Here is a 14742-nt window from a genome sequence, read left to right as displayed (position 1 = left end):
TGACTCTGTCTTCGCCGTAATCCTAGATGGATTTGACGGTTTCCCCGCGAGGGGATGAAAAGGGAATGCGGTGCGGGGACGTTGTCCCCAATGCCGTAGCTGCCCCCGCAACTGTAAGCGGTGAATCCTTCGTCACGAGCCACTGGGTCCTCGGTCCCGGGAAGGCGACGAAGCGGTCACGACCCGCGAGCCAGGAGACCTGCCGTCAGCCGTGGTCACACGCGAAGATGTCGGTCGGGGAGTACAGACATTCGGCTTCATCGGAAGGCTGACGGCCTGATGATGGGACCTTGGTTCGCGGTGACGTGCCACTGACGTCACACCGAGGTCCAGAACCGTGTCTTCCATCCGTCTCGTACGACTACGCCGCATTCTGCCGGCGTCCGCCGCTCTCGCACTTTTTGCCGCGATCGACATGACGGCCGCCTTGGCGCAGCAGGCCGGCGAGCTCTTGCCGCCCGTCGAGGTGTCGCCGCCGCAATCCCGCAAGCAGGCCAAACCAGCCGGCCGGGACGCAGCGAGCACCCGCCGTGCGGCGACACGGCGGTCCGTTACCGCAGCGGTCGCGCCAAAGCCGGTCGCACTTGACCTTGCGCCACCGACGCCGCTCAACAGCAACGCCGTCGCCGCGAGCGCCTCGCGCCTCGGCCTGACGGTGCGGCAGACTCCTGCAACTGTCGAAGTCATCTCCGCCGAGACCATCCGCGAGCAGCGCTACCGCACCGTTTCCGACGTCGCGCAAGGCGCGGTCGGCGTCACCGCCGGCGATAATCCGGCCGAGCCCTCGGCCTTCTCCATGCGCGGCTTCACCAACAGCCAGATCAACACGCTCTACAACGGCATCAAGATCGGTCCGCAGAACATGACCTTGCGGATCATGGACACGGCCAATCTCGAAGCCGTGGAGATCCTGAAAGGGCCCGCCTCGCTGATGTCAGGCGAGGGTGCCGCCGGCGGCGCAATCAATCTCGTCACCAAGCGGCCGCACACGGGGCCGATCCGGAACGAAGCGGACTTTTCCTGGGACTCGCTGAACTCCCTCCGCGCGCATTTTGGCTCCGGTGGCAGCACCAATGTGCAGGGCCTGGACTATCGCTTCGACGTCAGCCGTTCCTCGCTCAACGGCTTTGCCGAGGACACCAACACCAGGACACTCGACCTCTCCGGCCAGCTCGACTATCGCGTCTCCGACAGTCTCAAGGTCTGGGGCGCGATCGAATATCGGGAGGACCGCTCGAAGGCCTATTGGGGCGCGCCGCTGGTGCCGGTGGCCTTCAGCGGATCGCACGCGACGGCGGGCATCGTCTCCGGCAGTTACTTCAACAGGACCGACCTCGGTGCCGTTACGATCGACGACCGCACCTTCAACACCAACTACAACGTTCTCGACAACCGCAACGTCGCCCAGGAAGTGTGGCTGCGCGGCGGTTTCGAGCTGAAGCTGGCGCCCGACCTGACGCTGAAGAGCCAGGCCTATGGTTATGGCGCCGAGCGCAGCTGGTTCAACAACGAGATCGAGGCGTTCGATGCCACGAACAACCAGGTCTATCGCGAGCGCTTCTATGTCGCGCACAGCCAGCGCCTCGTCGGCAATATCACCGATCTGGTCTGGGACGCCAATGTCGCGGGCTTCGACAACCGCATGGTTGCGACGCTGTCGTCGAGTTACCTCGATTTCGTCCGGCCGGGTGCTGCAAACTTCCCGAACGACTTTGTCTCGCTGGTCGATCCCGATCGCGGCTTCTACGGCCCGCTGACGACGCAGCAGCAGACCGCACGCATCGACAACGAAGCGCTGTCGTTCGAGGACCGGCTGAAACTCACACGAACGTTCTCGCTGATCGGTGGCCTGCGCGTCGAGCATATCGGGCTCGACCGCAATTCGACCGATCCGGTCGGGCTTGTGAAGGCAGGCTTTCCGTTCACGAAGGACTGGGCGCCGGTGACGGGACGCATCGGCTACACCTGGGAGGCCGTTCCGGGCCTGACCTTCTTCAGCCAGTACGCCACCGGCGCCGACGTCTCGGCCAACAACATCTTCCTGCTCGCACCGGCCCAGCCGCTCGACCTGACCACCACGCGCACCTACGAGACCGGCGTCAAGCACGTGCTTTGGGACAACAGGGCAGAGTGGTCGTTCTCGGCCTACGACATCGTGCGCAGGAACGTCTATGCGGCAGCCGGCGGCCAGACGCTCAACATCGCGGGACGGCAGGAATCGAAGGGCGTCGAGGTCGCCGGATCGATCCGCCCGATCGGGCCTCTGCGTCTGTGGGGCAACATCGCCTATGTCGATGCGCGCTATGCCGACTACGATTTCGCCGGCGGCTCGTTTTCGGGCAACGCGCCGCCGAACGTGCCGCGCGTCGTCGCCAATGCCGGCGCGTCCTGGCGATTCTTCACGCCGTGGCCGGTCGAGGTCGGCATCACCGGCCGCCATGTCGGTGACCGCTACAACACCGACGCCAACACCGTGACGATGAATGCCTACACGATCGGCGATCTCTACGCCTTCGTCGATATTCCCAAGGCGGTCTTCAATGCCGTCGACCTGGCGCGACTGACCTTCCGCGTCCGCAACTTCACCGACAAGCGCTACGCGATCTGGGGCGACCCGTTCTATCCCGACCAGATCCTGTTGGGCGCGCCGCGGACCTACGAGATTTCCGCGGCGTTCAAATGGTAGGGCGCTGATCCAATGATGGGCGCGGTCGCCCTGCTACATCGCTGGCTCGGGATCGCGTTCTGCCTTCCGTTCGCGATGTGGTTCGCGAGCGGGATCGTGATGCACTTCGTTCCGTTTCCGTCGCTGACGGAAGCGGAACGGTTTGCCGGGCTGCTGCCGCTCGCGCGCGGAGCGCCGATCATGCCGGTTGCCGACGCGGTGGCTGCGAGCGGGATCACCGACGCCACGCGCGTTCGACTGATCCAGCGGAGTGACGCGCCCGTTTTTGTCGTGTCGGGTCCGACGCGCGTATGGGCGGTCGATGCCTCAGGCGGGGCCGAGGCATCGGTCGGATCTGCCGATGTCGCACTTGCCATTGCGCAGGATCATGCTCGGCGACGCGGACTCGATGCCACACACGCGGCAATCGTCGCGCGCGCGGATTGCGATCAATGGAGCGTGCCGAACGGATTTGACCGCCATCGGCCGCTGTTCCGCATAGCTCTCGGCGACGCCGCCGGAACAGAGATTTATGTCTCGTCGCGCACCGGCGAGATCGTGCTGGATACGACCCGCAACGAGCGTGGCTGGAACTGGGTCGGCAGCGTCCTGCACTGGATCTATCCGACGATTCTCAGGCGCAACTGGGCGCTCTGGGACCAGGTGGTTTCGAATCTCTCGCTGCTGGCCTTGATTGCCGCGGTGCTAGGCGCGGTTCTGGGCGTGATCAGGATCAGAATCCGGAGCCGCCGGATCTCGTCGCCCTATCGCGGCTGGCACGCGCTGCATCACATCGTCGGACTCGCATCGACGGTCTTCGTGCTGACCTGGATCTTCAGCGGCTGGCTCTCCATGGATCACGGCCGGCTGTTCTCGCGCGGCCAATTGACCGCGGCCGAGGCCGGCGTGATCAACGCCGTGCCGGACTGGCGCGCGGCGCCATCCCTGGTTCAGCAGCCGTTATCGTCCCCGCTCCGTGAAGTCGAATGGTTTGCCTTCGGCGGCCATGTCTATCGACGCGAGCGGGGAGGACTCGGCAAGCAGGCCCTGATGTGGCCAAACGGTAAGCAGTCGGCGGCTCTCAGCCCGGAGGATGTGCTCGGCCTGACGAGCCGCCTTGCGGTCGGCTGCGGCGCGGCGTCCGTTCTGGCCGATAACGACGATTATCCCGCGCAGTCCATCGTTCGCGGTGCGCCGGTCTACCGCGTGCATTGCGGTGATCTCTGGTTCGACATCGACGGCGCCGACGGCAGCGTGCTGCAGCGGCTGGATTCGTCGCGGCGAGCCTATCGCTGGGCTTACAGCGCGTTGCACACGCTGGATTTTCCTGTCCTCAAGGCGCATCCGCGCCTGCGCGATGTCCTGATCGTCGGGCTCTGCGCGCTGGGCTTGGTGTTCTCCGTGACCGGCATCGTGATCGGCTGGCGACGCTTGCGGGCGACCTTCGCAACCTGAATGCACGCGGCAAATGATGTGCCGCCTGCAAATTTGCGGGTTGCGCGGATCCCGACAGGCGAGGATGATCCTCCGGAAGGCGCCATCGCGCGCGTTCGCAACGGAGCAATCGTGATCGATGTCAATCCTGCGCAAGCGTCTCGGCATGATCACGCCGTCCTCCAACTCGGTGCTGGAGCCCGTGACCTGCGCCATGCTGCATGGCGTCAATGATGTTACCGCGCATTTCTCGCGCTTTCGCGTCACCGAAATCGCGCTTGATGCCGCGGCGCTGAATCAGTTCGACGCTTCCGTGATGTTGCCGGCGGCGGACCTGCTGGCCGATGCCAGGGTCGATGCCATCGCTTGGAACGGCACCTCCGCAAGCTGGCTCGGCATCGGCAGGGACAGGAGTCTTTGCGACGCGATCACGGCGCGAACCGGCGTGCCGGCGACGACCTCGACGCTGGCCTGCATCGACGCCGCCCGCGCGCTGCGAGCCGAACGTGTCGCGCTCGTCTCGCCTTACATCGACGACGTGCAACGGCGGATCGGCGACGTCTGGGCCGGTGAGGGCATCGCACCGCATGCCGAGCGACATCTCGGCCTGCGCGACAATTTTTCCTTCGGCGAGGTCGCACCCGCCACAATCGTCGACATGATTCGCGCGGTGGCGGCGGAGGGGGCCGACGCTGTCGTCATCCTCTGTACCAATCTCGACGGCGCCGCGCTTGCCGCGCCGCTCGAACGAGAGCTTGAGATCGCCGTGCTCGATTCCGTCGCCGTGACGTTGTGGCGAACCCTCAGCCTCGCCGGCGCCGACGTCACGGCGCTGGCATCGTGGGGACGGATATTCCAGACATCAGCCGTGATGAAGTGACGGAGACACCAGTGACCCAGCTCGATCTCGCCATTCGCGGCGGCACCATCGTGACGGCCAGCGACGAGTTTCGCGCCGATATCGGCATTCGCGACGGTCGCATCGTCGCTATCGCGGACAACATCAAAGGCGCGGCGCGCGAGATCGATGCGACCGGACTGCTGGCGCTGCCGGGCGGCATCGACAGCCACGTCCACATATCTCAGCCGTCCGGACCGGATGTCGTGATGGCTGACGATTTCGCCTCGGCGACGCGCGCGGCGGCGGCCGGGGGTAACACCATGGTGCTGCCCTTCGCGCTCCAGGAGAAGGGGACGTCGCTGCGCACCTGCGTCGAGAACTACCGCAAGCTTGCGGAAGGCGAGTGCTACATCGACACGGCGTTCCACCTCATCATCTCCGACCCGACCGCGGTCGTGCTCGGACAGGAGCTGCCGGCGCTGGTCAAGGACGGCTACACCTCGTTCAAGGTGTTCATGACCTACGACGACCTCGTGCTCAGCGACAAGCAGCTGCTCGAGGTGTTCGAGGTGGCGCGCCGCGAGGAGGCGCTGGTGATGGTCCATTGCGAGGGCTACGACGCGATCCGCTTCCTCACCACCAAGCTCGAGCGTGATGGCCACATCGCGCCCTATTATCACGGCAGCTCGCGGCCGCAGGCTGTCGAACGCGAGGCGACGCACCGCGCCATCAGCCATGCCGAGGTGGTCGGCGTTCCCATCATGATCGTCCATGTCTCCGGGCGCGAGGCGATGGAGCAGGTACGCTGGGCCCAGCAGCGCGGTCTGCCCGTGCATGCGGAGACCTGCCCGCAATACATCACGCTGACGGCCGACGACATGAAGGGCCTGAACATGGACATCACGGGCGCGAAATATGTCTGCTCGCCGCCGCCGCGCGATGTCGAGAGCCAGCAGGCGATCTGGGAAGGCCTGACGTCAGGCGTGTTCCAGACCTTCTCGTCCGACCATTGCCCGTTCCGCTACGACGATCCCAAGGGCAAGCTGACGCCGAATGCGCGGACCTCGTTCCGCTGGGTGCCGAACGGCATCCCCGGCATCGAGACGCGGCTGCCGATCCTGTTCTCCGAGGGCGTTTCGAAAGGCCGCATCACCTTGCAAAAATTCGTCGAGCTGACCGCGACCAATCATGCTCGCATCTACGGCCTCTATCCGCGCAAGGGCTCGATCGGGGTCGGCTTTGATGCCGATATCGCGCTGTGGGATCCCAAGCTGCAGAAATCGATCCGGCAGGCCGACCTGCACCACGGCTCCGATTACACGCCCTGGGAAGCCTTTGACGTCACCGGCTGGCCGGTCACGACGATCGCGCGGGGGCGCGTCGTGTACGAGCAGGGCAGGATCGTGGGCGACAAGGGTGCGGGCGAGGTGCTCAGCCGCGGCAAGTCCAGCCTGGTGTGAAGGGAAGATGATGCGCCGCGGCGAGGCCGTATCGCCGCTTGTGCATGGCTTCCGCGCGTGGCTGCGGCAGCTTTGATCCCTTTCCGCCGGCCGCCTTTCAGTGTAGCTCTGCGCCCACCCAAGCGGCGGCCGAAAGTCGGGCCGCCGAAATCATGCGAGGAGACCTAAGGATGTACCCGAAAGTTCAAATGTTCATCGCCGGCCAGTGGACCGACGGCACTTCCGGCAAGTCGGAGGACATCCTCAATCCCGCCACCGGCCAGCCGATCGGCAAGACCCCCCACGCCTCGAAGGCCGATCTCGACCGTGCGCTGGAAGCCTCCAGGGCCGGCTTCGAAATCTGGCGCAAGACCTCGCCGTTCGACCGCTACAAGCTGATGCGCAAGGCCGCCGACATCATCCGCTCGCGCGCCGCCGAGATCGCGCCTGTCATGACCATGGAACAGGGCAAGCCGGTGGTGGAAGCCCAGGGCGAGACCATGCTGGCCGGCGACCTCATCGACTGGTTCTCGGAGGAAGCCCGCCGCGCCTATGGCCGCATCGTGCCGCCGCGGATGGGCAATGTCTCGCAGCTCGTGACCAAGGAGCCGGTCGGCCCGGTCGCAGCCTTCACGCCCTGGAATTTCCCGATCAACCAGGCCGTCCGCAAGATCTCGGCTGCGCTCGCTGCCGGCTGCTCGATCATCGTCAAGGGCCCCGAAGAGACGCCCGCAAGCTGCATGGAGCTGGTGCGCGCCTATGCCGACGCGGGCATTCCCGCCGGCGTCGTCCAGCTGGTATTCGGCGTGCCGTCGGAAGTGTCGGAATATCTCATTCCGCATCCGATCATACGCAAGATCAGTTTTACCGGCTCGACCGCAGTCGGCAAGCATCTGGCCGCGCTTGCCGGCTTGCACATGAAGCGCGTCACCATGGAGCTCGGCGGCCACGCGCCGGCGATCGTGTTCGCGGATGCCGACCTCGACAACGCCGCGAAGATTCTCTCGGCCAACAAGTTCCGCAATGCCGGCCAGGTCTGCGTCTCGCCGACCCGCTTCCTGGTGCATGAAAGCGTCTACCAGCCTTTCGTCGACAAGTTCGTCGCGGCGGCCAAGGGTCTCAAGGTCGGCAACGGCCTCGACAAGGACACCCGCATGGGTCCGCTCGCCAATCCGCGCCGTGTCGACGCCATGGAAGGCTTCGTCGCGGATGCGGTCCAGCGCGGCGCCAAGATCCAGGCCGGCGGCAAGCGCATCGGCAATGAGGGCTTCTTCTTCGAGCCGACCGTCATCACCGACGTGCCGCGCGATGCCCGCATCATGAACGAGGAGCCGTTCGGCCCGCTGGCGCCTATCACGTCGTTTCGCAGCTATGACGAAGTGGTGGCCGAGGCCAACCGTCTGCCTTACGGGCTTGCGGCCTATGCTTACACCACCTCGACCAAGACGATGCAGGCGATCGGCGCCGACGTCGAGAGCGGCATGGTCTCGATCAACCATCATGGCCTTGCGCTGCCGGAAGTGCCGTTCGGCGGCATCAAGGATTCCGGCTACGGCTCCGAAGGCGGTCTCGAGGCGATCGAGGGCTACCTGAATACGAAGTTCGTGACGCAGGCCAGCGCGTAGGGCTCGCGCCACGTCCACCGCAGGCGCGTCACGGCAGACCGTGGCGCGCCTTTCTATTTTCTGGTCACGGCACGTGCGGACAGCGTGACGAGAAACATCATCGCGGCGAGCATCCGGAATGCCGTGGGCAAGCCGACCGCGTGCGCGACAAATCCGATGCCGGCGGGGCCAACCAGAACACCGGCATAGCCGGCGGTGGTGATCGACGCCACCGCTAGCCCCGTGGGCATCGCGGTCTGCCCGGCCGCGCCACGGAACAGCACCGGTACGAGGTTCGAGGCGCCGAGGCCGATGAGCAGGAAGCCGGCGATGGCAACGGCCGCGCTCGGTGCCAGCAGCAGCACCGCAAGGCCTGCGATCGCAAGCAGGCTTCCTCCGACCAGCGTTGCGCGATCGCCGACACGCGCCACGACGGCGTCGCCACCGAGCCGGCCGACGGTCATAGCGATCGAGAACACGATGTAGCCGATCCCGCCTTGCGCTTCGCGGACGAGCCCGGTGCCGATGACGAGCAGCGCGCCCCAGTCGAGCATTGCGCCCTCGATCAGGAAGGTGATGGCCGCCAGCAGCGCCAACAGCAGCACGACGCCATGCGGCAGCACGAACAGCGGTCCTTCCTGCGCCTGTGCCGAGCGCAACAGGCGCGGCGAGGCGAGCGCCATCGCGATCAGCATCAGCACCGAGCAGATCAATGCGCATGCGAGCGGTCCGAGATGAAACGACAGCAGCGCCGTCATCACCGCGGATCCCGCGAATCCACCGATGCTGAACAGCGCATGAAAGCCCGACATCAGCGGAATCCCTGCCGCGCGTTCGACCTCGACAGCGTGGATGTTCATGGCGACATCGATCGAGCCGAGCGCAGCGCCGAATGCGAGCAAGGCAATCGCCAATGTGGCCGGAGATCCGGCAATGGCCAGCAACGGCAGGACCACGGCGAGGCCGATCCCGCCGGCGATGATGATCGGCCTGGTGCCGTGACGAGCGCTCAAGGCGCCGGTCGCGAGCATCGCGGCGACCGAGCCGATACCGAGGCTGAGCAGCAGCAGGCCGAGGACGGCGTCGCCGACCGCGAGTCGCTCCTTCGCGAACGGCACCAGCGGCGCCCAGCAGGCGAGGCCGAAGCCGGCGACCAGGAACGAAAGGCGCGTGGCGAGCCGCGTCGCCGGCCTGTCGGCTGAACTCATCGGTAAAACTCCGGGAGGGAAACGAAGCGCGCGTGATCGCGGGGGCGTGTGCTTAGATCATCAACCAGGAGTGAACGCCAGGGTTCCGCCGGCGCTGTGAGTTGACGAATTGTATCATTGCGATGTCAGCCACAATCCCTTGCGTTGCCTGACAGGCAAAACATGCAAACCCTGGGTCAACCGGCGCCATCCAAAATATTCCGCTTTACCGAAATTCGGTTTTGTCGTATGTGTCGCCCATCCTGATCCGGCGAAAAGGGGCGGTCGTACGTCGTCACGAGCCGCGGATCGGGTCGCGGTGGACGCGGGCAGCGCCGTCGCGGATGCGGGCCGCAGGGTGGGGCGATGGATTGAGCCGAACCCCGTGAGCGTCTTGCAAGCCGCGTTGTACGAACGGCGCTCGATGCTCTGCGAAGCCTCTTGGCGAAGCAGGGTCGCTTGCGTACGGCAAAACCGTGTGGTCCCGGCCGTCGTCGCTACGGTCAAGTCTTGCGGATGCGGCATCGCGCCAACCGGCGCGGTGCCGGTGACTTCCGTCGGGCGAGGGAGGCCAGAAGGAATTCGGCTCCCGGGAGAGCACGGCATAAGCCGTCCAACCATCGCGCAGGGAAGGCCGTGTGTTCGGCCACACCTGTATGCCGCTGTGCAGTTCTTTTTGCGCTACATGCGCACAGCGGACCGTGGGTGCCGGCCGGCACCCGGCCTTCCCTGCGCCCTTTGTTTTGAGGGCGTGACGCGAACAGCAAACCCCGGGCGAAACCCGCCGCGAGGCCGCGAAGGCGTGCCTGCAGGAACCCGGGATTGGGCCGCGCGCCGGGAGAAGCTGAGCTGACGGCTGTGCATAGCTCATGGGCATCCAATGCCCTCGTATCTCCATTCCAAAGCCTGCAAATTAGCCAGACGGTTTGATGTGCTCGGGACGCAGCGCAGCGAACGTCGCGATTCCCCCTGTGAAATCCGTGGTGCGCTGCACGCTTCTGCCGTGAACGATCCGCCAACTCGTTTGCTCACTCCGCGGGCACGTGACCCCTCGAGATAGGGGCGCGAACCGCACCGTCCGGGCGTGTGGCATCATCTCTGCGCCCGAGGGTTTGGCGTGCCGGGGTCGCGTGGTGCCGAATGGAAGGCAGACGGCATGAAAGCTGCTTGGTGGAAAAACGGCGCGCGGCTGCGTTATGCTGCGCCCGCCGACCCGCCCTTGAAGCTGCGATCGCCAGCCTCGCCAAAAAAAGTCGTCAAGAAGTCAGGACATCGCTGATGCGTATCGTCACAGTTGCCGCCGCCCAGATGGGCCCGATTCAGAAGGCCGACAGCCGCGAGGCCGTGGTCAAGCGCATGATCGCGCTGATGGACGAGGCGAAAGCAAGAGGCGCCGACCTGATCGTCTATCCGGAATTGGCGCTGACGACGTTTTTCCCGCGCTGGTACGTGGAAGACCGCGCCGAGTTCGACGGCTGGTTCGAGCGCGAAATGCCGAACGCGGCGACCAGGCCGCTGTTCGAACGCGCGGCGCAGCATCGGATGGCGATGAATTTCGGGTACGCCGAGCTCACGCCCGACGGCCACCACTTCAACACCGCCGTTCTCACCGACAAGTCGGGCAAGATCGTCGGCAAATATCGCAAGGTCCATTTGCCGGGCCACGTGGAATACGAGACCCATCGGTCGCATCAGCATCTGGAGAAGCGCTATTTCGAGCCGGGCGATCTCGGCTTCAACGTCTGGCGGGAACTCGGCGGCATCATCGGCATGGCCATCTGCAACGATCGGCGCTGGCCCGAGACCTATCGCGTCATGGGCTTGCAGGGCGTCGAGATGGTGCTGATCGGCTATAACACGCCCTCGGTGAATGCGGAGCGGGGCGAGGAGGGCCTCGAGAAGCGCCTGTTCCACAACCGCCTTTCCGTGCAGGCCGGCGCCTACCAGAATGCGACCTGGGTGGTCGCGGTCGCCAAGGCCGGCGTCGAGGACGGCCACGCATTGTTTGGCGGGAGCTTGATCGTCGATCCCAACGGCGAGATTGTCGCCGAGGCGAAAACGGAGGAAGACGAGCTTCTGGTCCATGCCTGCGATCTCGATGCGACCATGTTCGGCAAGACCACGATCTTCAATTTCGCGCAGCACCGCCGTATCGAGCATTACGGCCTGATCACCAGCCGCACTGGCGCGGTGCCGCCGCCGCAGAAGTGACGCCGGTCGACCTTCTGGCGATCGTTCATGGAGTGCCTCATGACAGACCCCACCTACGACCTCATCATCCGCGGCGGTCGCGTCGCCACCACCACCGACGTGTTCGAGGCCGACGTTGCGATCTCCGGCGAGACCATCGCGGCCATCGGCCGTGGGCTGCCTCCAGCCAGGCGCGAGATCGACGCGCGCGGCAAGCTGGTGCTGCCGGGTGGCGTCGATAGCCACGCGCATATCGAGCAGCTCTCTGCCGCCGGTATCATGAATGCCGACACGTTTGAGAGTGCTACTGTGTCGGCGGCCTTTGGCGGCACCACCACGGTGATTCCGTTTGCGGCCCAGCATGTCGGCATGAATCTGCCGCAGGTGGTCGCGGATTATCACGCGCTCGCAAGGAAGGGCGCGGTGATCGACTACGCCTTCCACATGATCATCGCGGACGCAACGAAGGAAACGGTCGAGGAGCACATTCCCGCGCTGGTGAAGCAGGGCCATGCGTCGATCAAGATCTTCATGACGTACGACCGGCTCAAGGTCGATGACGAGCCGCTGCTCGACATTCTCCTCGCGGCTCGCCAGTCCGGCGCGATGCTGTGTGCCCACGCAGAGAACCACGGCATCATCGCCTGGATGGTGAAACGCCTGCTCGCGCGCGGCTACACCATGCCGAAATACCATGCCGTCAGCCACGCGCGCGTGTCGGAAGCCGAAGCCTTCACCCGGCTGATCGGCATGGCGGCATTGATCGACCAGCCGATCATGATCTTTCATGTCTCGACCGCCGAGGGCGCCAAGGTGATCCGTGACTCGCGCGGGCAGGGGCTGAAGGTCTTTGCGGAAACGTGTCCGCAATATCTCTTCCTCACCGCCAACGATCTCGACAAGCCCGGCACGGAAGGTGCCAAGTGGATGTGCAGCCCTCCGCCGCGCACGCATGCCGATCAGGAGGCGCTGTGGCAGGCGCTGTCGCTCGGCGATCTCCAGACCATCTCGTCTGACCACGCGCCGTATCGCTATGACGAGACCGGCAAGCTGCGCGCCGGCCCCAATCCGAACTTCAAGCAGGTCGCGAACGGCCTGCCGGGACTCGAACTGCGGTTGCCGCTGCTGTTCGACGCGATGGTCTCGAAGGGCAGGCTGGGCCTCGAAAAGTTTGTCGAACTGACCGCGACGGCGCCGGCGAAAATCTACAATCTGCATCCGCGCAAGGGTTCGATCGCCGTTGGTGCCGACGCCGACATCGCGATCTGGGATCCCAATCGGGAGACCACGATCGCGGACGGCATGATGCACGACCTCGCCGGCTACACGCCGTTCGCAGGCCGCAAGCTGAAGGGGTGGCCGGTGTCGGTATTGTCACGTGGCCGTGTGATCATCGACGGCGGCAAATGTCTTGCGAGCGCCGGCAGCGGACAATTTTTGGCGCGCAGCGGCGGCGCGGCAGCGAAGCCGGCCGGTCGGCTCGTCGCCGACATGGATCCGGAGCGGAATTTTGGGGCGAGGCTGCTGTGATCCTGCATCGCGTGCGGTGAAGACCATCGTCCGGGAGGCTCCTCGAACAGAACGGCTCCCAGCGGCTCGGCACGGACGCGTTCATGCTGCTGCGCGACGACGGGTCCTAAAGTCTAGGAGAACCTGCTGGCGAAGGTGCGACCAGTGGCATACCATTTGCACGCTAATGGGCTCTGTTTCACCTGCCTTTGGCCAATGAACGGCCGGCATCACGGCATGACTGGGAGGACATTATGGATCGCAGGAGCGTATTGAAGGGACTGGCCGGAGCGAGCGGTCTGGCATTGACCGGCGGCCTCTCGGCCCCCGCGATCGCGCAAGGCGCCGCCGCCCGCACCTTGCGCTTTGTGCCGCAGGCCAATCTCGCCAATTTCGACCCGATCTGGGGCACGCAATATGTCGTGCGCAATGCGGCCGCGATGGTCTGGGACACGCTCTACGGCATCGATTCCTCGTTCCAGCCGCAGCGGCAGATGGTCGAGTCCGAGGAAGTGACCGATGACGGCACGACCTGGACATTCAAGCTGCGCCCGGGCCTCAAATTCCATGATGGCGAGCCGGTGCGGAGCAAGGACGTTGTCGCGAGCCTCAACCGCTGGGCGGCGCGTGATCCGATGGGCCTGATGCTCAAGGCGATCCAGCAGGAGTTGACTGCAGTCGACGACCGTACCTTCAAATGGGTGCTGAAACAGCCTTACCCGAAAATGCTGTTCGCGCTGGGCAAGAACAACTCGCCTTGCGCCTTCATCATGCCGGAGCGCATCGCGCAGACGGATCCGTTCAAGCAGATCTCGGATTATGTCGGCTCCGGTCCGCTGAAATTCGTCAAGGGCGAGTGGGTCCCCGGCGCGAAGGCCGTGTTCGAGAAATTTACCGACTACGTGCCGCGGCAGGAGAAGCCGTCCTGGCTCGCCGGCGGCAAACAGGTGATGATCGATCGCGTCGAGTGGGTGATCATGCCGGACCCGGCCACGGCGGCGGCCGCGCTGCAGAACGGTGAGGTCGATTGGTGGGAAAATCCGATCGCGGATCTCGTTCCGGTTCTGAAGAACAACAAGAACATCAGCGTCGATATCGGCGATCCCCTCGGAAATATCGGCTCGTTCCGCATGAACTTCCTCTATCCGCCGTTCAACAACGTCAAGGCGCGGCGTGCGGTGCTGATGGCGCTCAGCCAGGAAGACTACATGCGCTCGATCGTCGGCGACGACAATTCGCTGTGGAAGGCGCTGCCCAGCTTCTTCACGCCGGACACGCCGCTCTACACGGAATTGGGCGGCGATATCCTGAAGGGCAAGCGCGATCTGAATGCCGCCAAGAAGCTGCTCGCCGAGAGCGGCTATTCAGGCGAGCCGGTGACATGCCTCGTCGCGCAAGACCAGCCGATCACCAAGGCCATGGGCGATGTGACCGCGGACCTTTTGAAGAAGCTCGGCATGAACGTCGACTTCGTGGCAACCGACTGGGGCACGGTCGGCGCGCGCCGCGCACTGAAGACCCCGCCGGGACAGGGCGGCTGGAACATGTTCCACACCTGGCATGCGGGCGCGGATTGCGTCAATCCGGCTCCCTACACCGCCATTCGCGCCAACGGCGACAAGGCCTGGTTCGGCTGGCCCACCAGCGAGGCCACTGAAAAGGAGGTCACGTCCTGGTTCGAGGCCAAGAATCTCGATGAGGAGAAGGCCGCCATCGGCCGCCTCAACAAGGCTGCGATGGACGACGTCGTCTACGCACCGACCGGCTTCTTCCTGAGCTACACGGCGTGGCGCAAGAACGTCTCCGGCGTTGCCAAGGGACCCGTGCCCTTGTTCTGGGGCGTGTCGAAGTCCGCATGATCGCGCGCTGAAGC

Annotated in this window: 9 protein-coding genes and 1 riboswitch; of the genes, 8 read left to right on the top strand and 1 reads right to left on the bottom strand. The window is 64.9% G+C overall.

Annotated elements, in window-relative coordinates; all coding sequences use genetic code 11:
- The first annotated feature begins 19 nt into the window (after positions 1 to 19).
- A riboswitch (cobalamin riboswitch) is annotated at positions 20 to 222 on the top strand.
- A gap of 115 nt (positions 223 to 337) precedes the next feature.
- From QY049_RS07430 to QY049_RS07410, 5 genes are all read left to right on the top strand, one after another.
- A complete protein-coding gene (locus tag QY049_RS07430; RefSeq protein WP_301269233.1) occupies positions 338 to 2686 on the top strand; it encodes a TonB-dependent siderophore receptor in 2349 nt (782 codons plus the stop codon).
- 12 nt (positions 2687 to 2698) lie between these two features.
- The gene (locus QY049_RS07425) at positions 2699 to 4120 is read left to right on the top strand and encodes a PepSY domain-containing protein (RefSeq protein WP_301269232.1); all 1422 of its coding nucleotides are present in this window, start codon (positions 2699 to 2701) and stop codon (positions 4118 to 4120) included.
- Positions 4121 to 4238: 118 nt separating this feature from the next.
- Positions 4239 to 4979 carry an aspartate/glutamate racemase family protein gene (locus QY049_RS07420; protein ID WP_258762275.1) on the top strand — a complete coding sequence of 247 codons (741 nt, stop codon included), beginning with the start codon at positions 4239 to 4241 and terminating at the stop codon, positions 4977 to 4979.
- A gap of 11 nt (positions 4980 to 4990) precedes the next feature.
- Entirely contained in the window at positions 4991 to 6400 is a 1410-nt protein-coding gene (gene hydA / locus QY049_RS07415) for a dihydropyrimidinase (protein ID WP_258762274.1), read from the top strand.
- Positions 6401 to 6570: 170 nt separating this feature from the next.
- A complete protein-coding gene (locus QY049_RS07410) occupies positions 6571 to 8004 on the top strand; it encodes an NAD-dependent succinate-semialdehyde dehydrogenase (protein WP_258762273.1) in 1434 nt (477 codons plus the stop codon).
- 53 nt (positions 8005 to 8057) lie between these two features.
- On the opposite strand, the gene QY049_RS07405 is transcribed toward QY049_RS07410, so the two are convergent.
- Entirely contained in the window at positions 8058 to 9191 is a 1134-nt protein-coding gene (locus QY049_RS07405) for an MFS transporter (RefSeq protein WP_301269231.1), read from the bottom strand.
- A 1257-nt stretch (positions 9192 to 10448) separates the two neighbouring features.
- Here QY049_RS07405 and QY049_RS07400 point away from each other — a divergent pair.
- The 3 genes from QY049_RS07400 (at position 10449) to QY049_RS07390 (ending at position 14728) form a co-directional block, all read left to right on the top strand.
- Positions 10449 to 11381, top strand: coding sequence for an N-carbamoyl-D-amino-acid hydrolase (locus QY049_RS07400; protein WP_258762271.1), 933 nt, complete (start codon positions 10449 to 10451; stop codon positions 11379 to 11381).
- A 39-nt stretch (positions 11382 to 11420) separates the two neighbouring features.
- Positions 11421 to 12890 carry a dihydropyrimidinase gene (gene hydA / locus QY049_RS07395; RefSeq protein ID WP_258762270.1) on the top strand — a complete coding sequence of 490 codons (1470 nt, stop codon included), beginning with the start codon at positions 11421 to 11423 and terminating at the stop codon, positions 12888 to 12890.
- A 233-nt stretch (positions 12891 to 13123) separates the two neighbouring features.
- Entirely contained in the window at positions 13124 to 14728 is a 1605-nt protein-coding gene (locus QY049_RS07390) for an ABC transporter substrate-binding protein (protein ID WP_194476631.1), read from the top strand.
- Positions 14729 to 14742 lie beyond the last annotated feature (14 nt).

Origin of the sequence: Bradyrhizobium sp. WYCCWR 13022 (genome assembly GCF_030435535.1) — a bacterium.
Lineage (GTDB): Bacteria > Pseudomonadota > Alphaproteobacteria > Rhizobiales > Xanthobacteraceae > Bradyrhizobium.
The sequence above is the reverse complement of the archived record's forward strand: the minus strand, read 5'-3'. Positions and strand labels throughout refer to the sequence as shown.